Genomic DNA, 21185 nt, shown 5'->3' with positions numbered 1-21185 from the left:
CAGACTCTTCTACCAGTTCGATCAGTTTCTTAATTTTACGAATATCCATGACAAGCTTTTCCCACACGTTAACAACTCGCAGCAGTTATAGCAGAGGGCATTCTTCAGCAGGACATAGGGAGTTCAGTTGGGGATATAAGGAAAAGGTGGCGGAATGGCGTGACGCTGACTGCAGAAGATAAAATGGAGTTCACGACACCATCGCGCCGGAGAATGATGGGTGAAACAGGCGTTTATTGCAGGGATGAACGGAAGGCGCGTGATGAAAATTTTACCCGCTGAAATTCCAGTCCAGATTGCAGAAAAGTTGTTTGAGAACGCGCTTCGCATGCTGAGTAGACTGAAACCATGAAGCATGTTGCGTTAAACACTCCAGAGGCGTGATTCATGACACCTCTGGCATGCCATATTCGCTATTTTTTCAGACTGATTTTCTGCAAGGCTTCCCACAACCGCGTTTTATCACCCTGTTCCAGATGCGCTTGATCAAGCGCGTGCAGAAAGGCGGGTTTATCAGTGAAGGGTTTGCCCTGGGCTAATTGCTCACTGATACCGTTCAGGATTCTGGCACTCAGCGCATTAATCCTGGTCCTGACCTGGTCTAACGGCAAAGGCTGCCATCCCTGCTCGGGCGTGGAGAGCCAATCTGCACGATAGCGATACTGAATCGCTTTCGCGGCATCCATCTGCGCCTGCACGAAGGGTTTGACAGACTCCCCCGCTAAGCCCAGTTTTTCAGCTTGCTGTACCGCACTGGCCAGAACTTTATCTTCCTGCGGCAGGTCTTCTACAGGCAGATGATTAACCGCCTTATAGCCAGCGACATCCTTCATATACGACAAGCGCTGGTTGATGAGTGACGCGACATCGCTGTTTATTGCCGGTGCCGCCAATGCGGTAGCCGAACAAGATAATCCGACTAATAAAATGATTTTACTGAAATAATTCCGATTCATCTCTGTTTGCCTCTTTTTCCATGAGTCATATAGCGTGGCTAATTTAACTTTTTTTTTCTGACACCGAAACCTTTCCGCCTCCTCAAGCGAACTGATGTATTGAGTCACCAAAACCGGACCTCCCTTACATCGCAGGAGCAGATAATGAAATCGTTTAAAACCCTCGTTTGTACTCTGAGCATCACCGCTGCATTGGGCCTCTCTGCCACCGCGTTTAATGCCAGCGCCGCGCTGCCCGTGGGTGCCAAAGCGCCGAATTTCGAGTTACAAGGTGCTTTAGCGGGCAAACCACTCACCTTCTCACTGCAAAAAGCGCTGCAAAAAGGCCCTGTGGTGCTGTATTTCTTCCCAGCTGCCTTTAGCGCGGGCTGTACCATTGAAGCGCATGACTTCGCCGAAGCCACCGATAATTTCACCAAAATGCACGCCACCGTGATTGGCGTGACCGCTGGGAATACCGATCAGGTCAGCGACTTCTCCAAACTGGAATGCCGTGACAAATTTGCCGTCGCTGCGGATCCTGGTGCCAAGATTGCTGCTGAGTACCAGACCACCATGCAAATGAAAGGGAAAACGCTCTCCGATCGTACGTCCTATGTGATTGCGCCGGATGGCAACATCCTGCTGAGTTACACTGATAGAAACCCGGATACGCACATTGAGAAAGCCCTCGCCGCCGTGAAGCAGTACGACGACGCGCATCCGCAAACTCACTAAGCAAAGAGGCCAGCGATGTTAACCGCCATGCTGGCCGCCTTCATTGGCGGCATTATTCTTAATCTTATGCCCTGCGTTTTTCCTGTCATCTCACTGAAAGCGCTGGGTTTGTTACGCCACACGGACAACGCTGCCAGCGCGCGACGCGAAGGTTTGGGTTTCCTGCTTGGTGTGATCGTCACCATGATGGCGCTGGCAGGGATTTTATTGGCCGCTCGCGCAGGCGGGGCCGCAGTCGGTTGGGGTTTCCAACTGCAATCCCCCCTGGTGATCGCCCTGCTGTCGCTGGTGATCCTCGCCGCCGCACTTAACTTGCTCGGCGTGTTTGAAGTGGGCTTGTCCGTTCAGCGCGTGGGCGCGGTGGAAATCAATCGCGGCGCATTTTTACGATCTGCGCTCACCGGTGCACTAGCAATTATGGTTGCCACCCCCTGCGCCGCCCCCTTCATGGCGAGTGCCATTGGTTATGCGCTGGTGCAACCTCCGGCTGTGGCCCTGGTGATCTTCTTTGCACTGGCTCTGGGTTTTGCCGCGCCCTTCACGTTAGTTTCCTTGTTCCCGCGTCTGGCAAAATTCCTGCCACGACCAGGTGCATGGATGGATGTGTTGAAACGCGGTCTGGCCTTCCCAATGTTCGGCGCTTACGCCTGGCTGGTGTGGGTATTAGCGCAACAGGCGGGCAGCGCAGCGTTAGCTACACTGTTAGCAGCCTCTGTCGTTGTCGCGTTTGCTGGCTGGTTGTATGGGATGGCGCAACATCGCCGTTTTGCCGGTAAAGGCCATAAAGTCCTGTTCGCCGTCACCGCCGTATTGATTGTCGCCGTACTGGCGCCGTTGCCGCAGTTGATTAAACCGGGCGAAGGATTGGCTGGCGATCAGGTCACCGCACAGCTCACCAAAGAGAAGTGGACGCCACAGGCCGTTGCATCACAACGCGGACATGGCAAAGCCATCTTTGTCGATTTCACGGCATCATGGTGCATCACTTGTCAGGTAAATGAAAAAACCTCACTCTCGACGCAGGCGGTTAAAGACGCGCTGGCAAAAACCGGTACGTTGTATATGGTGGCTGACTCCACCAAATTTAACCCTGATGTCGATGACGCCATGAGCGAGTTTGGCCAGGGCGGACTCCCGATGTATCTGGTTTACCCCGCCGATGGCGGACCGCCAAAAGTGCTGCCTCAAGTGCTGACACCAGGCATTGTGGTGAATGCGCTGCAAGCGGCCAGCTCTAAGGCGTAAATGTTTCAAGGCGGATTATGCAAGCAAGTGATAGCGCGCGCGAAAGTTGGCCCGCGCTAATGGAACAGGCGCAGGCGGGCGATCAGCTCGCCTACACCCGACTGCTCAAAGCGCTAGTGCCGGTGATACGCGGACAAATACGCAAACAACTCACCGACCAGGCATTAGTGGAAGATGTGATTCAGGATGTGCTGTTAACGGTGCATCGGGTGCGTCACACCTATGATCCTGCCTACCCGTTCTTGCCCTGGCTGATGGCCATCATCTCCGCGCGCGCAGTCGATGCCCTGCGGCGGCGCGGACGTCATCAGCAATGGGAAGTTCATGAAGAGACGTTAACTGAAGCCGCCATTGCGCCAGAAACACCACCGCTGGATACGCAAGAGGAGCTGGCAGGCTATTTGCGCCAGCTTCCCTCTCGTCAACGTGAGATTGTTGAACACGTCCATCTACGCGAAATGAGCCTGACTGAAGCGGCAGAACATAACAATTTAAGTGTGGCAGCGGTGAAATCGCTGTTGCATCGCGCGCTGAGTAATCTGCGTCGCTTTGGAGCACACCATGAATAATCACGATTTGTTAATCGAAAAACTCAGCCGCGACATGCAACCCGTTCAACCGATGCGGCCAACTTACTGGCGTGTCTTGATATGGCTGCTACTGGCACTGCCCTGCGGCATCGCCGCCAGTTTTCTGGTGCAACGCACCCTCACCGACTGGTCGCAGCCTGGCGCGATGCGCGCAATGGTACAACTGGCTCTGGCCTTTGTTCTGGGTCTAATGGCCATTCGCAGCGCGTTTAATATGAGTATCGCCGGGCGTCAAAGCATCAGTTGGAAAGCCCTGTTGCCGCTGGGCTTACTGTGGTTGGGTTTGAGTCTAAGCAGTATTCCGCACGCGGTTATTGAGCCGCATGACGATGACAGCACACGATGCTTTACTTTCCTGTTGGTTGTGAGCACACCCATGATGGTTCTGATGATCGCCACGCTGCGCCGCACTCGCGCTCTCCACCCGGTACGCAGCCTGGCAATGGCCGGATTGGGTGTCGCCTGCATGGCAGTCACCATGCTGGCGTTTTGCCATCCGGTGCATCTGCATCCCATGGATTTTGTCATGCACCTGGCGGCTATCGCCGTGATCGTAACCATGACGGTGCTGCTGGGCAAACGCTGGGTGAAGTTGGGATAATCGGCTTATTAAAATGATAATCCGTATCCATTAATGCCGAGATGTTAATACTGATCCCTATAAAAACTTAACGGATAAGCTTAATCCTTCAACAATAACGATGACGGGGAGCTATATACATGCTCCCCTGGTTATCACGCATCAACTTCTGTTTCTTTTCGCATGAGGTCGTAAGCGGCCTGTGCTCTTTCCATCTCCGGCCCGTACTCCATCGCCCAACTCGCCAGGGCCATAAATGGCTGCTGCAGTGTCTGCGCCAAAGGTGTGATGCTGTATTCCACACTCACCGGCGCAGTCGGCAACACTTTACGGTTCACCAGCCCATTGCGCTCTAACCGTTTAAGCGCGTCTGCCAACGCTTTATGAGTTATGCCATCCAACCGGCGACGAATTTCATTGAAGCGAGAAGGCTGTGTACAAAGCACAGTGAGAATTAATATTGACCATTTATTGGTGATATTTTCCAGAACCGGTCGCGTCTTACCAATATCAATCAATGGCTTATCATAATTTTTTGGCATGTCGATATACCCTTATATATCTGATATAAATCAAGTGCGTAATTGATATCAAGTATAGTTTTTATATCATCTGATTTCCACCAACACAGGAGAAAGCAGATGGGCAGAATGAATAACAAAGTGGCCGTTGTACTCGGCGGCGCAAAAGGTATCGGGTTGGCTATCAGTCAGCGCCTTGCCAGCGAAGGTGCCACAACCTGGTTTACTTCTCGTCGTGAAGAAGAGTTAGCCACGGCCAACCTAAAAATGACTGGCAACGCAATACCACTGCAAGCAGATGTCAGTCAAAAAGACGAATTGAACCGTATTATGGCCACCATTAAAGGCACGTCCGATCATCTGGACGTGTTAGTGATCAATGCCGGTATGTCTGAATATGCCAAACTTGATGCGATCACTGAGCCACATTTTGATCAGATATTCGGGCTGAATGTCCGTTCACCTCTCTTCGCCTTACAAGCGGCGTTACCGCTTCTGAAACCCGGTTCAAGTGTGGTGTTAATTGGTTCTATTGCGGATGCCATCGGCACGGAGGGTTATGGGGTTTATTCTGCCAGTAAAGCGGCTCTCCGTTCATTCGCGCGCACCTGGACGCGTGAACTTGCAGCGCGGGGAATTCGAGTGAATGTGGTCGCACCAGGCCCTGTTGATACTGAGATGATGGCTGCAGCTTCTGAAGATGTTCGCAATGGATTAACCAACGCCATCCCACTTGGCAGAATGGGTAAACCGGAAGAAGTGGCTAATGCGGCCTTATTCCTCGCCAGTGACGAGAGCAGCTATATTGCCGGTGCGGAAATCTGCGTCGATGGCGGATTAACACAAGTTTAATCTCTTAAGGCAAACAGCCATGCTGCGATGGCTGTTTGCCGCAATGTGAAAAGCCGGTGGCTAACTTGCCAGGTGTTGCACCTCAGCCCACACACCGTCGTCCACGGGAATGCCCATTTCTCGGTTGCGTTCACGCGTGGCTTTTCGTCGTTCACCGGGCCATGTGACACCACTGAAGCCTGCGGCAACTATTGAGCCGTGCTGAAGGGTCTCTGTAATGCAAATGCAGCCTGACAGCGATACCACCCTCGCATCCCGCAATATTGACAAACTACGCCATGAATATTTTGTAAACTCATGCCCGGCGCAGCCTAGATCTTAACTGATCGTATGATTTATTCTCAGCACAACATTCAAAGGAATATTCTTGGTTGGATGGCCTTTCTCGAAACGCCATTTACTGACCGCACGAATGACCGCGTCATCGAAGAGATGTTCAGGCGTTGATTCAATGATGCGCATTTCACTGACTTTCCCTTCAGCATCAACATCAAAAAAGAATTTAACCTTACCTTCTATATGATTTTTATAGGCGTAGTAGGGATAGACAGGTTTTTCCATTTGCAGGGGCTTTGGCATTATTGCTTTTCCATCATGGGACGCACTGCATCCCATTAATGCCAGAGAGAGAATGATAGGTAATGATTTGAACATAACAACCTCCTGTTGTTGAGAATCATTCTCATGTTATCATCTAAACATATCAACAGGATAGTGCCAGTTTTTCATTAAGAGGCCGCTCTAAGCGTCTTAAGGGTTAATTCAGCAATGCAGATGAAGGAATCACTGCCTATGAAAAGCATCGTTTTTATTGACATACCCAGCCCCACCTTATTCAGAGCACCAGGTTTTGGCGCGAATGGTGGATTTGGATATTTCCGCGCAGAGAAATATATTGCTGCGGTACAAAGTGCCATCAGCAAGCGACAGCTTAATTGGTGTTTCACGCTTGATATCAGCGAATCCAATATCGACACGCTTATTGCCAATGACGTGCAATTACTGGTCTTTGCACCAGGGTTACGATTTATGTTTTACCGTAAGAACTTCGACAAACGTCGCATGGTTTTTCTGACTACGATGGAATATTTAAATCACGATGTCAGGCCGGTCATGTGTAAACTGCGTGAATTGGAAGATGGGCATCAAAAGGGATCTTAAAGTGCTGGATTTTGAGCGATTTAGTGCGGCGGCAGCCGATTATGAGCAATCACTGCGTTTCATATCATCAGTGACAACGCATCACGAAGAAGGATTACGGTATCGGTTTTATGAAGGTCCCCAGCCCGTCAAAGATATTGTCATCGTTTATCACGGAGGCGGTGTCAATCTCGATGCTGGATACGGCATCCTCGCTCGCCAATTGGTTGCTGAAAGCGGTCTGTCAGTTTGTTTAGTGGATATGCATGGTCATGGCGAATCAAAGGGCATTAAAGGGCACCTACCTGATCCCCGCCTGCTTTGGCAGAATGTCGATATGCTCATCACAGCATTAAAGCGGTCTCATCCTCAGGCTCAATATCATCTTCTAGGTCACTCCAGCGGTGCTGGTATGCTCATCAATTATTTTACCTGTCATAAACCAGCTTAATTTTGTTAGCGCCAGAATTAGGCCCCTTCGCAAAAGGTGTTCACCGTAAAATAGCCACTGTACCGTTTGCCAGGGTCACACGATGGCCTTTTATATTGAATGCACTAACACGCGGTAAGCTTTTTGGAAACTATGTTGCCGTAAACCTGAATATTCCTGGCAGCATCGATAATGATGTCAAAAACCTGGTGCGCAAATACAGTGTCAATATGGCGAATGCGTTAACGCCTCGTTCTCCCGCTAAACAACTGAGCACACTCTCCCTTCCCACGCTAATGCTAGTGGCGGACAAAGATGAATTATTCGAACCAAAGGCAATGGAGGAGTTTGCTAAAAAATATGGCAATCATTACCTCAGCTTTAAATTACTCAAAGACAGTCACCATCTTGATTGCCTGTTCAACTCCTCTTTTCAGATTGGCGAATTTATCAAACACGTAGTGAAGAACCTTGGCCCGCTCGCAGGCGGACCAAAGCCCTTACCTAAAATCTCGGGATGAGCCTGTTACTGCGGAATCACTTTCTCTGCTTTCAGCTTTTCAAACAAGCTGATGAACGAATCCAGCGTTGCGCGATAACCGGTAAACCCGGCTTTACGGCTTTTGCTCATATCCGTGAACGCTTCCATCGGACGTCCCAGATCGGCATCAGTGTGCCACCAGGAAGCCAGCTTGTTGATGTCCGCTTCAAGTAAATTCTCGCGTGCGGCAATCTCACGCCATGCCTCTTCCGCATCCTGCATGCGTCCCTCCAGCGGCATCATCTGCGCAGGATAGGCAGCGGCTTCAATGCCGAAATACGCTGCCAGACGCGGCCACAACCAGTTCCAGCGGAACACATCGCCGTTCACCGCGTTGAAATCCTGATTGGCGGCTTCTTTGGCAGTGGTCGCCCAAAATAACTGTTCTGCCAGTAGGCTTGCATCGGTGACGTCGGCCAGACCATTCCACTGTTCTGGTGAACCGGGGAAGATAAATGGCCAGCCCTTCTCGCGACACAGCGTGGCATACACCGCCAGTGTCTGCCCCATGTTCATGGCGTTGCCCAGCGCATAACCAATGATGGTGTGTGGACGATGCACGCTCCAGCGAAAGCCGTATTGCTCTGCTCCCGCGAAAACCTCATCTTCCTGCGCGTAATAGAAGTTATCGACCGGCTGACGCCCCTGCTCTTCACGGAAAGGTGTCACCGGGACAGCGCCTTTGCCGTAAGCTTCGAATGGTCCAAGATAGTGTTTCAGACCAGTCACCAGCGCCACATGTGCACCGTTTAAACGATCGCCCAAGGCTTCAATCACATTGCGCACCATGCCGCCGTTCACACGGATATTCTCTTTTTCATTCTCCTGGCGGGACCACACGCTAAAGTACAGCGCATCCGGTTTCTCTTTTGCCAGCACAGCACTCACGGCATTCGCATCAGTGAGATCGGCAGTCAGGCTGCGGCAGCGCTCTGGAATCGCCCCGCGTCCACGTGACAATCCGGTCACCTGCCATCCTTCACTTTGCAATTTTTCCGCCAGCGCACGCCCTATAACACCGCTGATGCCCACAATTAACGCGTGTTTTTGCATTTCAATTCTCCTCTGTTTCAGTAATGATGAGCTTAATAGAGAATTGAGTTCCTATCTCTGGCATTAATTCACATCATTCCCAACCTGGATTCACGAATCAATGCACGATCAGCGTCTGAAAGACATCGTCCCCTTTGTTGCCAGTGTTGAGAACGGCAGCTTCGCCGCCGCGGCAGAACGTCTCCACTTAACAGGTTCAGCGGTGAGCAAAAGCGTGACCCGGCTTGAGACTCGCCTCGGTTCACGCCTGCTGGAACGCACCACCCGCAGCCTAAAACTCACGGATGCCGGCAACGCCTATTATCAAACCTGCTTGCGCATCATGGAGGAGTTGGCAGAAGCCGAAGCGGTATTGGCAGCGCAACGCAGTATTCCTTCAGGGCGATTACGCGTCGCGGTTCCCAATACTTATGGCCGTTTGGGCGTCATGCCGATCTTAATTCCTTTTTGCCAGCAGCACCCTGAACTGGAACTTAACCTCACCTTCTCCGATCGTTTTATCGACTTGTTTGATGAAGGGATTGATGTGGCTGTACGCATTGGCGGATCGCCAGACGTTCCAGCCTCTCTCGGCTGTCGTCAAATGGGGCGCGAGCGCATGGTGTTTTGCGCTGCCCCGGAATATTTAGACCGCGCTGGCCGTCCGGACAGTGAAGAAGCGTTATTGCAGCATCAGGCCATCATGTATGAACGCGTGGATGGCAGCACTAAACCCTGGCTGTTTACCACTGCTGATGGTCACCCGCACTGGCGCAACGTGCCACATCGTATGGCACTGGGTGATGTCGATGCTCAAGTACAGGCGCTGTGTGGTGGACTGGGGGTCGCGCAGATGCCATCCTGGCTGGTGCGCGAACCGCTGGCACGCGGTGAATTGGAGATTATCTTGCCGGAACAACAGCCCGATGGTTTGGCATTAACGTTGATATGGCCGCGCCGCAAACAGCTTTTACCGAAAGTCGATGCACTGCTGGCGGCGTTGGAAGGATTGCAGATTCGTTAGCAAGCGAGATAAATCTCGCTGCTACAGCTCCGTGCGTCTTGCCTTAACGGCGCTATTTATTGTGCGACGCCAACAGGATTAACGATGATTCAACCGCCGTGACAATCGGTCACCGCAATACTGCAGCACCGTCACGAGCGCCACCAACACCACAATCACCGTCAGCATCACTTGCATATCAAAGCGCTGATAGCCGTAGCGATAGGCGAGATCGCCCAATCCGCCTGCACCAATGGCACCGGCCATAGCTGAAGCATTGATCATCGTCACCAGCGTGATGGTAAAGCCACTCACTATGCCGGGACGCGCCTCCGGCAACAGCACATGCCAGACAATATGCCAGCGATGAAATCCCATCGCCTGCGCCGCTTCGGTCAAGCATTTGTCCACTTCTCGCAAGCTCACTTCAGCGATGCGTGCAAAAAAAGGCGTGGCGGCAAGCGTTAGTGGCACCACTGCCGCCCAAACGCCATAGGTGGTACCGACAATCCAGCGGGTGAAGGGAATTAGCGCCACCATCAAAATCAAAAAGGGGATCGAGCGGAACAGATTCACTACCCAACCCAGAACCCGATTCAACACGGGGCTGGGAAACAGATCGCCGCGACCCGTTACAACCAAAATCACCGCCATTGGCAAGCCAATCGCCAGCGCTAAGAGTGATGACACGCCGACCATCAACAGCGTATCCAGCAAACCCGTCCATAAACGATCAAGACTCAGTGACATAACCCGTTACCTCCAGTTGATCCGCTGAGTCTGTCAGCAAGTCATATACCTGCGCCGCATCATGATGGGCATCCAGCAGCAACAGCAGTTGCCCGGTGGGCTTACGCTCAACCCACTCGACCGCGCTATAAATCAGCGTTAACGCACCCGGCACGCGTGCGCTGATCGCCGCCAGATCGGGCTGTGCACCCTGGCCGTTGTAGCGTAAACGCACCAATAAACGTGAATCTGGCTGCTGGCGCGTTGGCGTCAACAGCGGCTGAAGCGCTTTGGGCAGCGCCGCAAACTGCGGGTTGAGCAACTGCCGCGTGGTCTCCTGTTGCGGATCGCTGTAGACCTGCCACACCGGACCGCGCTCTAGGATTTCACCCTGATCGATCACCGCCACCTGGTGACAGAGATCGTGCACGACATCCATTTCATGGGTGATCAGTACAATGGTGATATGCCGCTGCTGATTGATTTTCTTTAACAGCGCCAAAATCGAACGCGTCGTTTCGGGATCGAGCGCCGAGGTCGCCTCATCGCACAACAACAATTCTGGATCATGCACCAGCGCGCGCGCGATACCAACACGCTGCTTCTGGCCACCGGAAAGTTGGGCTGGCCACGCATGTTGACGCTCTTCCAACCCCACCAGCGCCAGTAACTCATCAACCTTTTGCCGCCGTTGCGCTGCGGGCACCCCCGCTACTTTCAACGGCAACTCGATGTTTTCTCGAACCGTTTTGGCCGAAAGCAAGTTGAAGTGCTGAAAGATCATCCCGGTGCGACGACGCCACGCCACCAGTTCGCGGTCGGTTAAACGGCTGAGATCGATACCGTCTATCACCACCGTTCCTTGGGTAGGATTTTCCAGACGATTAAGGCAGCGGATCAGCGTCGATTTACCCGCGCCGCTGCGGCCGATAATGCCAAAAATTTCACCGCGCTTAACCTGCAAATCGATGCCCTTTAGCGCCTCTTGCGTCTGTCCGACATAACGTTTGCTCAGCCCACGGATCTGAACGTGCACCTTGCCAGGCGCATCCATGGTGGGCGTCAACAGCGCCTCACGCTCGCCGGGAATGGTCAGGCTCACCATCCTTACTGGCTCCAGCCCGGCTGATAAAGCTTGCCGTAAAAATCATCCAGCTTGGCGCGCACCACCGGAGAGTGCTGGTAGATATCGACAAACTTTTTCAGGCGTGGATCGTCCTGATGGCCTTCGCGCACCACGAACTGAATCACATACTCAGGATGTTCGAGGCCATCGAACAGCAGTGCATTGTTGGGATCGATGGTTTTCGACAAACGCAGATAGTGCGGATAGCCCTGCGCCAGATCGACTTCATCCAGCGAACGCGACAGCTGTACCGCTTCAACTTCAATGATCTTTAGGTGCTTCGGATTGCTGGCAATATCATCCACGGTGGATTTTAGACCCGCACCCGGCTTCAGCGTGATCAGTTTTGCCTTCTGCAACAGCAATAAACCGCGTGCGCCATTAATGGGATCGTTGGCAATCGCCACCGTACCGCCGTCAGGGATCTGAGCAATGGCAGTATGTTTTTTCGAATAAAGACCAATGTTATTGATGATCGCCGGTGCATAAGGCACCAGATGGAAACCGCCCTGCTGATTGGCGTTTTCCAGGAAGGGTTTGTGCTGGAACAGGTTCACGTCGATGTCACCGTTCTCCACGCTGACATTGGGTGCTGTCCAGTCGGTGAACTCCACCAGCTGCACTTCAAGTCCCTGTTTTTTGGCTTCGGCCACGGCGGTTTCCAGTGGCGGCGCGAAGGCGGCTGTGGTGCCGACTTTCAGCGGGCCGCTGTAATCATTGGCGGCAAAAGCGCCGAAGATCAAAATCGAGGCGCTAAGCGCCAGTACCTGTGCAATTTTCATATCAAATCCCTGAGGTTAAATTAACGAAGGTTATTGGCAGGCCGCCAGCGCGCCGCCGGATGGCGGTCGGGCAAACGGTCCTGCTGGTGGAATATTTTTTGCCGTAAGCTGCCAGGCTGATAGGCGGTTTTATAGCGGCCGCGCTGTTGCAACTCCGGTACCACCAGATCGATAAAATCGCGGTAGCTTTGCGGGTTAAGGATGCGCGTCAGGTTAAAGCCATCGATGTCACCTTCGTCAATCCACTGAATCAACGCATCCGCCACTTGTGAGGGGTTGCCGACAATCAGCGGATAACGGCTCCCCATCGCGTGCTGCTCCAGCAATCGACGGCGCGTCCAGCCGCTGAAAGCCTTGCTTACCGATTCAATGGCGCGCGTGTCGCCGCTTTGGATAGGTTCATCCAGTCCAAATGCCGCCAGATCCAGTCCAATCGAGCTGGAGAAGTGCGCGATACCCGCTTCCGGGCTGGCATATTCGAGGTAGCTGCGATGCTTTTCCTGCGCTTCGCGTTCAGTGGGCGCGACTATCACGCTGACACCCATAAAAATGCGCAGATCGTCAGCCTGGCGCCCTGCCGCCACCGCCGCCTGGCGCAAACGGGTGGATTGCTCGCGCATCGCCGCCGGTGAAGCCGCATTCACAAACGAACACTCAGCGTGACGTGCGGCGAACTGCACGCCACGTGCCGACGATCCTGCCTGAAATAGCAAGGGAGTTCTTTGCGGTGATGGGCTACTCAGGTGATAACCCTGCACCTGATAAAACTCGCCCTGATGGTTAATTGCATGGATCTTGCTGGCATCGGCGTACAGCCGTTTGGCTTTGTTCGCTTGCAATGCATCATCCTGCCAACTGCCTTCCCACAGTTGATAAGCCACATCGAGAAACTCATCTGCCTGGTCATAACGACGGTCGTGAGCCTGTAATTGATGCTGCCCCATTGCTCGTGCGGCGCTATCGAGGTAACCGGTGACGATATTCCAGCCAATGCGGCCCTGAGTGAGATGGTCCAGGGTGGAGAAACGGCGAGCGAAAGGATATGGCGCTTCATAACTCAGGTTTGCTGTCACACCAAAACCAAGATGTTGCGTCACGCTAGCCATGCCTGATATCAGCATTAATGGATCGTTAACCGGTAACTGAATTGACTCACTTGCGGTCAATCCAATCCCCTGTTGATACACGTCATAAACACCGAGAATGTCAGCAATAAACAGGCCGTCAAAAAGGCCGCGCTCCAGCAATCGCGCCAAATCCAGCCAATAGGACAGCGAATTGAAATCCACGGAGCGATCTTGTGGATGCGTCCACATGCCATGATGGATGTGCCCAACACAGTTCATGTTAAAAGCATTAAGTAAGATCTGCTTCTGACTCATATTGTCCCCCGACGCGGCGGCAGTACGCCGTTAAGCAGATAGTTGCCGATCGCCGGATATTTCCAACGCACCGGATCGTGTAGCGTATGAGTTCGCGCATTACGCCAATGGCGATCCAGATTGTGCTCACGCAAGCTGGATCGCGATCCGCCCAACTCGAACAGTAAATTTCCCGCTTCCAGCGACACCTCTGTGGTCCAGGCCCGTGCTTTCGCTACCTCCACCGAGGCAAGCGCAACGTTTTCAGCACTGCTGTCGCGCTGTGCGGCATCGACGGCATCTCCGGCGATTGCCAGGAGCGCATCACCCGCGCTGAGTCGTGCCGCCAGACGACCAATGCGATCCAGCGTGAGCGGATCCTCGCTGGCTTTCTCTAGCCCGCTGTCCGGCCACGGCCGCGCGCGTTCACGGACAAAACGGAGCAGGTCGTTAAACGCCTCGCGCGCGATTCCCTGATCAACCGCGGCATGCATGATCTGCGCAAACGGGCCAACGGTCGTCGGGCGTTCAAACGCCGTTTGGAATGGCACCACATCTTCTGCCGCAATCACGACCTCACGGAATTGCACGCTACCGCTGCCCGTGGTGCGTTGCCCAAAGCCGCTCCAGTCATCTATCACCGTGACGCCATCCTGGTAGCGCGGCACAAACACCAGTTGCTCTTTACCGTCATCGGCTAGCGCTAGCGTAGGGATGCGATCGGCAAACAGCGCGCCAGTGGCATAAAACTTATCGCCATTGAGGCGCAGTCCCTCAGCTTGTTGCGCGATCGCCGTGGTGCGTTGGTGCGCGGAGGGCGAGCTAAACTCCGCTAAGGCATTACCAAGATGCACCCCGGCTAATACTTCGGCGTAAAGCCGCCGCTGCTGCGCTTCACTGCCGTTAACACGTAACACCTCCAGCGCATAAAAATGATTCTGAGGTACCTGCCCAATTGATCCATCCGCCGCGCTGAGTATCACAAATATCTCAGCCAGTTCGGCCGAAGAGATAGCAATGCCACCATAGGCTCGAGGCACGGTGATCGCGCCGAGCCCAGACTGGAAATAGAGCTGCAACTCTGCATGCGGCAATTCCCGTGCATGGTCGCGCTGGGCTGAACCGCTGCGAAAGCGTGTTGCCAGTTGCTGCGCCACATCCAGCGCCTGTGCCGCACTGCTGATGCGCTGTGCCAGCTGCTTTGGGGAAACCTGCGTCATGTTGACTCCTTAAATCCAGGCATGACGCGCAGGTAGCACGTCGTTGAGGTAGTAGTTACCGATGGCGTGATGTTTCCAGCGGACGGGATCGTGCAACGTATGGGTGCGCGCATTACGCCAATGGCGATCGAGGCCATGACGCAGTAGCGTGGCGCGGCTGCCACCCCATTCCAGCAATTTCTCGCTGGCGCTCAGTGCGATTTCTGTTGTGAGCACTTTGGCTTCTGCTACCGCAATCGAGGCGCGCGCGCAGTTTTCAGCGGTGAGTGACTGCTGGTCAACGCTGTCAATCACGCGAGCGGCGCGTTTAAGCAGGGCATTCGCTGCGCTTAGCTCGGTGCTAATGCGCCCGACATCGGCGAGAATATAAGGATCGTCGGCATTGCGACTCACTCCCGCATCGACCCATGGACGGGAACTGCTGCGCACAAACGCCAGTGCCTCATCCAGTGCACCTTGTGCGATTCCGGCATCAATCGCAGCCTGAATCAGCTGAGACACCGCACCGCGCAGCGTGGGTTTATCAGTGACAGGCAGCGGCATGGTCAGCGCCGCATCCGCCCTGACCTGCTGCAATTTCACCGTGCCGCTGGCGGTGGTGCGCTGTCCGATACCTGACCAGTCATCAATAATTTCCACCCCTTCAGCGGGCAGTGGAATAAACGCCATTACCGCCTGTTCGCCATGAATAGCGGTGGTAGCAAGGACGTCCGCAAACAGCGCGCCGGTGGAATAGAACTTTTCGCCTGTCAGCTGCAAACCCTGTGACGTTGCCACCAGTTGTGCCTGTACATCTCGCGTGTGTTTGGTGTTTTTCTCCGGCCCGCCATTACCCAAACGTTTACCCAGTACCACTTCGCTCAGTAAAAACTGCTGCTGTTCTGCGCTACCTTCGCCGAGAATGAATTGAATTAAGCCAAAATGATTTTGTGGAGTTTGACCCAGTGAGGGATCGCTGGCCGAGATCACACGAAAAACTTCTGCCACGGTCTGGAACGACAATCCGCCGCCGCCAAACTCGCGCGGCACGCTGATACTGCCCAGCCCCATCTGGGTGAACTGATTAAGGAGTTCTCGCGGATAAATGCGCTGCTGGTCGCGATCTACCGCACCCGCCAGCGCTTGTTCGGCCAGATGCTTTGCGGCTGCGATGGCTTCGGCATCCGAGGTTATCACCGCAGCATGTGGCTTATAGACGTGACTTTTTTGCGTCATGGTTGATTTCACTTTTTTATCGCTCAGTGAACAACAAGCCCGCGTTTAAATATGCAGCGAGCCGTAGAATTAATAACGAATTGATCGCGATAATAATCAGCGGGAATAAAGCAAGTAAATAGCGGGGTTATGCTATATCCAGCAATCCGTTTTCATTAATCAGATATGGAAAAAGGAAGGCTTGAAGAAGGGCGAAATAGAGTGTGAGTGGCTGATAGTTAGCCAGAAAAAACTGAAAATAACCTTAATAGCAATTAACGCTATGTATGGTTAAAAAACGCATTAAGTTAAATTAATGCCCAACGCCGATATAGAGTACGCTGGGCATCCTGTTTAATTCTCTCGCTCAAACAGCGCACGAGCGTAGTTCTGCGAAGAGACCTTTTTTTCGCTGTGTGGTATTTCGTCACTATCAATGAGCTTTGCCTGATGATAGCTTTTTACCGTTTCATGCTGGGTAAGTTGCTGCGTGGTTTGCGCTGTCAGCTCCCCCTTTTTGTTCTGCGAAACCGCGGTCTGGCTACGCTCTTCATCGTCAATCAGATGGTAGCGGTAATTCTGTGATGACTTAAGTGCAGTCAGTTTCGCTGCCCCGTCAGAATCGAGAGCGGTGTGGAAACTGGCTTTAAGTTTGAACAGCGTATCCTGTGTCAAATCCTGGGTATCAGTATGCTGCTGCGAGCGAGTTTGCTGCGCAACCTCTAATGAAAAAGTGTCCTGCTCTTCCGGCTTATAGGGATTATCAGAGCGTGGCGTCTGCTGATAGCTGGCAGAAAAATCGGCTAACCCGCTAATGGCACCGTTTTTAGCAGCATTGGCATCAATGGCGATCACTCGCTGCGTGTTTATGCTGTGGCTTGCCTGTCCTTCCGTGGTATTCAGTGCGCGGAAACTGGCCTTAAAGAGGTCCAGCATGTCGCGATCGCCGTGCCCACGCGCTGCTGCCTGATCAAATTTGGCGGACCACTGATTGAGTGCGGCTGCCTGCTGTTCAGCGCTGCCTGCCTGAGTCAGCTTTGACACATCAGTATCGAGTTTGATACTGACATCCCCATTGTGAAAACCGAGCCAGCGCTCTTTATCGTCCGCGTGAAGGTTGAGTGATTGCGTCACATTGTTGCCATTACGCAGATCGGTCTTCAGATCGACGCTTTTCAATTGCGCGCTATCAAACTTCATCAGGTCGCTGATATCTAATTGCGTGGTCCCTGCATCCAAACCGTCCAGCGCTTTTTGCAAGCCGTCGGAGAGCTGGCTGATGGCTGCGGCTTCATCACGGTTGAGTTTACCCCCGCTGGTATTCAGCTCCACCACCAATCCGCCCTGTTGGCGCGTCATTTGCAGACTCACCTCAATCCCCGATTGTGTGGTGACAGTGAGTGCCACTGCACTCTGGCTGCTGCTGGAGACGCTGGTCGCGGCGGTCGCGGGCACACTCAACGTGACGTTGTCACCACCTTGCATTAAGCCCTTGAGCAAATTGCTGCCGATACCGCTCATGCCAACGCCGCCCGACTGCGACGCCGCGTTGAGTTGCGCCTGTAAATTGCTGCTCAAAGCGCCACTGTTCTGCACCTGTGCCGGCACAATTTTATAAATTGCCGCTATTGCTTCATTTGCCTCACTGAAGGTGACTTTAGTCGATGCCTCTGCCTGCAAGTGACTTTGTGCTGCTGTACTGTTCGCGGTGGTGTTTACGTTTGAACCTACGGAAATCAGGTTGCGTAATACGCTGTTGCCAATCCCATTTAGCATCAAAATAATCCTTCTTGTGAACTATTCCTTAGGGTTATCGGCACCACTCCTCCAGGCTTTAATCTCCATTCCTTCCGCTTAGCGTCAGCAGCCGAATATGCCGCTGGCACTTCTGGCACAGCATCTGTCTGCTTAAACACAGCCGAGTCCGTAAGTCTGATTTAGGTTGTTGATCAACACATTGTCTGCTTTACAGGCAGCCCTTTTCCCCGGAGGAACGGTCGCGATGAACAACCTGCACTACAAAAGCTTGCTGGAAATTGGACGCTTGATTCAATCAGGTGACATCACCTCAGTGGCAGTCACGGAAGCGATGCTGGCGCGTATCGATATGCTTGATAGTGATCTGCACAGCTTCTTCTATGTGATGCGAGACAGCGCGTTGAAACAAGCCGCAGAAGCAGATAAAGAAATTGCCGCCGGACAAATGCGCGGCCCGCTGCATGGCGTTCCCATTGCCTTGAAGGATCTGATTTGGACCAAAGATGCACCTACCAGCCACGGCATGATCATCCATAAAGATCATTACCCGCCAGAAGACTCAACGGTGGTTGATCGTTTTCGTGCTGCCGGAGCCGTAATCCTCGGCAAACTCACGCAAACAGAAAGTGCCTTTGCCGATCACCATCCCGATATCACTCGCCCGAACAACCCATGGGGGAGCGCACTCTGGACGGGCGTCTCTTCAAGCGGTTCTGGCGTGGCAACCGCCGCTGGCCTGTGCTTTGGTTCGATCGGAACGGATACCGGTGGTTCAATTCGCTTTCCTTCCAACGCCAATGGCCTGACCGGCATCAAACCGACCTGGGGGCGCGTCACGCGCCACGGTGCCTGTGAACTGGCTGCCTCGCTTGACCATATTGGGCCAATGGCGCGATCAGCCGCCGATGCGGCGGCCATGCTGCAGGCTATCGCCGGGCGTGATGACAAAGATCCCACTTCGAGCAGCGAGCCCGTGCCCGATTATCTGGCGATGATGACACGCGGCGTCAGCAAAATGCGCATCGGCATCGATAAAAACTGGGCGCTGGAGAAGGTGGATGCGGAAACGCGCGCCGCACTGGAGTCAGCGATTGCGACCCTGACGTCACTGGGTGCGACCATGGTAGAAATCACCGTGCCGGATACCGAAAAGGCCGCAGCCGAGTGGAGCGCCCTGTGCGCAGTCGAAACCGCGCTGGCGCATGAAGAAACGTATCCCGCGCAGAAAGAGAAATACGGTCCAGGTTTGTCGGGTCTGCTCGATTTAGGTCATCAGGTGACCGCGCTGGAGTATCAACGCCTGTTATTAAGCCGCGCCGCGCTGCGCGGTGATATTTCCGCCCTGTTTACACAGGTTGATTTGATCCTGGCACCGGCCACCGCTTACGCCGGATTAACCTGGGACACCATGACCCGTTTTGGTACCGATCAGGCACTGTTTAATGGCGTGTTGCGCTATACCAGTGCATTTGACGCCAGCGGGCATCCCACCATCACACTGCCCTGTGGCATGACGGCGGCGGGTGCACCGATTGGCTTCCAGTTAGTCGCCGCGCATTTCGATGAAACCGCGATGATTCAGGGGGCCTGGGCGTACCAACAAGTGACTGAATGGCATAAAAAACATCCTGCCCTGTAACCCTCCCCACGCCAGCCGCGTTGATTAATCAACGCGGCTTTTTTATGTGGTTATGGCCTGAAACTTGCTTGATTTGTCCTGATTTCGCCCTTTTTCGCCAGGTTTAGGGGACGTAACTATGAAAGAAACTTTCACCACCGATCATCTGGATAATCGCCACCGTTTTGATGCCTGGCGCGATGCTGTCTGTTCGCGCCTGATTAAAGCAGAAGCACGGCAGACCTACTCAGGTGCATTCTCCGGTAGCTTTAGTTACTCGATGCTGGGTCATGTCGATATCGCCCATCACGTGTCACAAACCGCACTGGTGTGGCAACGAACACCAGAGTGCATTCGTCGCCATCCTAACCATGACTTTTATCTTGGCTATGTCCGTTCTGGAAGCGGCACGTTGCGTCAGAATGAAAATCAATCGCGCGTCAGCGCGGGTGATGTTGTGATCTACGATGCCGCCACACCCTTTGATTTCACCATGGATAACGTGGCAATCAATATTGTGCATCTTCCACGACAAATGATTGAAAAAGAGGCCCCCGCCATCACCCGGCTGGCAGGGAAAACGCTGGATCTGCAACGCCCCAGTATGACATCGCTTAAGCAACTGTTGCAGGAAGCTTTTATTTTCAACGCCGAATGTGAAAATGGCTTTCTTGCCGAGCAGTTCGCTAACACGTTGATCAATATGATCTCGGTCAGCGTCAATCTGCAGAAAGGGGATGATGCGCTGAAGCCGGATCTCTATTCGCGGGTTGTGAGCTATCTGCGACAAAATCTGCACGAAGCCGATCTCACAATGGCGCAAATTGCCAATGCACACCATGTTTCCCCACGCACTATCAGCCGGGTATTTGCCGCGCACGGTACGACGCCGATGAATTTCGTCTGGAAGGAGCGCTTACTGTCATGCCGCAGAGCACTGGCAGAGGGTAAAGCGCGTAACATCACGCAGGTGGCTTTGGATCATGGCTTTAGCGACATGTCGCATTTCAGTCTGGCGTTTCGCAAAGCCTTTGGTTATACCCCCAGCAGCCTTTTGCGCCAGACTGAAGCGTCACGATAAGCTGTCGGATGCGGCCTTCAGGCCGCAAGTCCCAACACCCTTACCCTTTCTCAAGCTGATTGATCACGCGCTCGGCCGTGAATTCCAGGCTGCTGCGCGTGTTCATCGCTTCGGTGCGCATCAACCGATAGGCGCCGGATTCATCCAAACCAAAATTTTGCATCAGCACTCCTTTGGCCTGCGCCAGTCGCTCATTTCTTGCCGTGCGCTGTTGACGTGCCAACAGTTCATGGCGCAATTGCACCTGTTGCTGCGCGGATTGCCAGGTGCCAATCATCTGCACAATCAAAGCAAACGGATTGAGTTCTCGCTCAGCAATCGCCGTAGGTTGTAACGTTAATAACAGCGGAAACAACCGTGCATCATGGCAATTCGCCAAAGCAATGGTCGGTATGTGAGAGTGCTGCAGGGCGCTAAACAGGCGCGTCAGCACCGCTTCATGATGATTTTCAATCGCCACCAGCAGAAGCTGCCTATCCGCCGGAAGATCTGCCACCGGCGGCCAGCTATGCTGTGCATAACAGCCGAGTTGTGCCAGAGAGGCGCAAAAGGCCCGCACGCTCTGTGAGTCAGGATGGAAAATATGCAATCGGACACCTGCAAGAGAGGTCAGCAGTGATGACTCATTCATGTTTCACCTGTGTGCATCCTGAAAGAGGAAGCATCACGTTAAATGAGTCAATGCGGTGGTGCTGTGTTGTCACTGCCG

At 53.4% G+C, this 21185-nt stretch carries 23 protein-coding genes; 11 read left to right on the top strand and 12 right to left on the bottom strand.

Annotated features, from left to right (window positions below):
* Positions 1 to 413: 413 nt before the first annotated feature.
* Positions 414 to 956, bottom strand: a complete 543-nt coding sequence (locus tag IAE30_RS28390; protein ID WP_200681486.1) for a chorismate mutase — start codon at positions 954 to 956, stop codon at positions 414 to 416.
* Between the two features lie 144 nt (positions 957 to 1100).
* Here IAE30_RS28390 and IAE30_RS28385 point away from each other — a divergent pair, with 144 nt between their 5' ends.
* Genes IAE30_RS28385 through IAE30_RS28370 form a run of 4 tightly spaced genes read left to right on the top strand, consistent with a single transcriptional unit; the run spans position 1101 to position 4109 of the window.
* Positions 1101 to 1673: a peroxiredoxin gene (locus IAE30_RS28385; protein ID WP_045816709.1), complete on the top strand. Its 573-nt coding sequence runs from the start codon at positions 1101 to 1103 to the stop codon at positions 1671 to 1673.
* Between the two features lie 15 nt (positions 1674 to 1688).
* A complete protein-coding gene (locus tag IAE30_RS28380; protein ID WP_200681485.1) occupies positions 1689 to 2918 on the top strand; it encodes a protein-disulfide reductase DsbD in 1230 nt (409 codons plus the stop codon).
* Between the two features lie 17 nt (positions 2919 to 2935).
* Positions 2936 to 3487: a sigma-70 family RNA polymerase sigma factor gene (locus tag IAE30_RS28375; RefSeq protein WP_045816707.1), complete on the top strand. Its 552-nt coding sequence runs from the start codon at positions 2936 to 2938 to the stop codon at positions 3485 to 3487.
* Positions 3480 to 4109, top strand: coding sequence for an NrsF family protein (locus IAE30_RS28370; RefSeq protein ID WP_200681483.1), 630 nt, complete (start codon positions 3480 to 3482; stop codon positions 4107 to 4109). The genes IAE30_RS28375 and IAE30_RS28370 overlap by 8 nt, the downstream gene beginning before the upstream one ends.
* Before the next feature lie 134 nt (positions 4110 to 4243).
* On the opposite strand, the gene IAE30_RS28365 is transcribed toward IAE30_RS28370, so the two are convergent.
* Positions 4244 to 4630, bottom strand: a complete 387-nt coding sequence (locus tag IAE30_RS28365; RefSeq protein ID WP_200681482.1) for a helix-turn-helix domain-containing protein — start codon at positions 4628 to 4630, stop codon at positions 4244 to 4246.
* Positions 4631 to 4729: 99 nt separating this feature from the next.
* Between IAE30_RS28365 and IAE30_RS28360 the strand changes: the two genes are divergently transcribed.
* A complete protein-coding gene (locus IAE30_RS28360; protein WP_200681481.1) occupies positions 4730 to 5461 on the top strand; it encodes an SDR family NAD(P)-dependent oxidoreductase in 732 nt (243 codons plus the stop codon).
* A gap of 318 nt (positions 5462 to 5779) precedes the next feature.
* Here the strand turns inward: IAE30_RS28360 and IAE30_RS28355 are convergent, their stop codons facing one another.
* Complete coding sequence (locus tag IAE30_RS28355) at positions 5780 to 6115, bottom strand: TonB family protein (protein WP_200681480.1); 336 nt, start codon at positions 6113 to 6115, stop codon at positions 5780 to 5782.
* A gap of 138 nt (positions 6116 to 6253) precedes the next feature.
* On the opposite strand from IAE30_RS28355, the gene IAE30_RS28350 reads away from it, so the two are divergent.
* The 3 genes from IAE30_RS28350 to IAE30_RS28340 are packed head-to-tail and all read left to right on the top strand — an operon-like array spanning position 6254 to position 7552.
* Positions 6254 to 6622, top strand: a complete 369-nt coding sequence (locus IAE30_RS28350) for a hypothetical protein (RefSeq protein ID WP_200681479.1) — start codon at positions 6254 to 6256, stop codon at positions 6620 to 6622.
* Positions 6600 to 7052, top strand: coding sequence for an alpha/beta hydrolase (locus IAE30_RS28345; protein ID WP_200681477.1), 453 nt, complete (start codon positions 6600 to 6602; stop codon positions 7050 to 7052). Before IAE30_RS28350 ends, IAE30_RS28345 begins: the two co-directional genes overlap by 23 nt.
* A gap of 2 nt (positions 7053 to 7054) precedes the next feature.
* Positions 7055 to 7552, top strand: coding sequence for a hypothetical protein (locus IAE30_RS28340; protein ID WP_200681476.1), 498 nt, complete (start codon positions 7055 to 7057; stop codon positions 7550 to 7552).
* A gap of 5 nt (positions 7553 to 7557) precedes the next feature.
* Here the strand turns inward: IAE30_RS28340 and IAE30_RS28335 are convergent, their stop codons facing one another.
* Positions 7558 to 8625, bottom strand: coding sequence for an SDR family oxidoreductase (locus tag IAE30_RS28335; RefSeq protein ID WP_200681475.1), 1068 nt, complete (start codon positions 8623 to 8625; stop codon positions 7558 to 7560).
* Between the two features lie 100 nt (positions 8626 to 8725).
* Here IAE30_RS28335 and IAE30_RS28330 point away from each other — a divergent pair, with 100 nt between their 5' ends.
* A complete protein-coding gene (locus IAE30_RS28330; protein WP_200681474.1) occupies positions 8726 to 9628 on the top strand; it encodes a LysR family transcriptional regulator in 903 nt (300 codons plus the stop codon).
* Positions 9629 to 9706: 78 nt separating this feature from the next.
* On the opposite strand, the gene IAE30_RS28325 is transcribed toward IAE30_RS28330, so the two are convergent.
* The 7 genes from IAE30_RS28325 to IAE30_RS28295 form a co-directional block, all read right to left on the bottom strand.
* Positions 9707 to 10357 (bottom strand): methionine ABC transporter permease, encoded by a 651-nt coding sequence (locus IAE30_RS28325; protein ID WP_234472892.1) that lies wholly within the window; start codon positions 10355 to 10357, stop codon positions 9707 to 9709.
* Positions 10341 to 11441: a methionine ABC transporter ATP-binding protein gene (locus tag IAE30_RS28320; RefSeq protein ID WP_200681473.1), complete on the bottom strand. Its 1101-nt coding sequence runs from the start codon at positions 11439 to 11441 to the stop codon at positions 10341 to 10343. Before IAE30_RS28320 ends, IAE30_RS28325 begins: the two co-directional genes overlap by 17 nt.
* Positions 11442 to 11443: 2 nt before the next feature.
* Positions 11444 to 12244 (bottom strand): MetQ/NlpA family ABC transporter substrate-binding protein, encoded by an 801-nt coding sequence (locus tag IAE30_RS28315; RefSeq protein ID WP_200681472.1) that lies wholly within the window; start codon positions 12242 to 12244, stop codon positions 11444 to 11446.
* Positions 12245 to 12264: 20 nt separating this feature from the next.
* Entirely contained in the window at positions 12265 to 13626 is a 1362-nt protein-coding gene (locus tag IAE30_RS28310; RefSeq protein WP_200681470.1) for an LLM class flavin-dependent oxidoreductase, read from the bottom strand.
* On the bottom strand, positions 13623 to 14825 hold the full coding sequence (locus IAE30_RS28305) for an SfnB family sulfur acquisition oxidoreductase (RefSeq protein WP_200539351.1): 1203 nt from the start codon (positions 14823 to 14825) through the stop codon (positions 13623 to 13625). Before IAE30_RS28305 ends, IAE30_RS28310 begins: the two co-directional genes overlap by 4 nt.
* A gap of 9 nt (positions 14826 to 14834) precedes the next feature.
* Positions 14835 to 16040: an SfnB family sulfur acquisition oxidoreductase gene (locus tag IAE30_RS28300; protein ID WP_200681469.1), complete on the bottom strand. Its 1206-nt coding sequence runs from the start codon at positions 16038 to 16040 to the stop codon at positions 14835 to 14837.
* A 333-nt stretch (positions 16041 to 16373) separates the two neighbouring features.
* On the bottom strand, positions 16374 to 17795 hold the full coding sequence (locus IAE30_RS28295) for a hypothetical protein (protein ID WP_200681468.1): 1422 nt from the start codon (positions 17793 to 17795) through the stop codon (positions 16374 to 16376).
* A 226-nt stretch (positions 17796 to 18021) separates the two neighbouring features.
* Here IAE30_RS28295 and IAE30_RS28290 point away from each other — a divergent pair, with 226 nt between their 5' ends.
* Entirely contained in the window at positions 18022 to 19416 is a 1395-nt protein-coding gene (locus IAE30_RS28290) for an amidase (protein WP_200681467.1), read from the top strand.
* Between the two features lie 118 nt (positions 19417 to 19534).
* Entirely contained in the window at positions 19535 to 20476 is a 942-nt protein-coding gene (locus tag IAE30_RS28285) for a helix-turn-helix domain-containing protein (protein WP_200681466.1), read from the top strand.
* 40 nt (positions 20477 to 20516) lie between these two features.
* Here the strand turns inward: IAE30_RS28285 and IAE30_RS28280 are convergent, their stop codons facing one another.
* Positions 20517 to 21107 (bottom strand): ANTAR domain-containing response regulator, encoded by a 591-nt coding sequence (locus IAE30_RS28280; RefSeq protein ID WP_200681465.1) that lies wholly within the window; start codon positions 21105 to 21107, stop codon positions 20517 to 20519.
* Positions 21108 to 21185: the final 78 nt, after the last annotated feature.

Origin of the sequence: Pantoea sp. S61 (genome assembly GCF_016625145.1) — a bacterium.
Taxonomy (GTDB): Bacteria; Pseudomonadota; Gammaproteobacteria; order Enterobacterales; family Enterobacteriaceae; genus Pantoea; species Pantoea rwandensis_B.
Note: the sequence above shows the minus strand (reverse complement) of the source record. Positions and strands in the feature narration are given on the sequence as shown.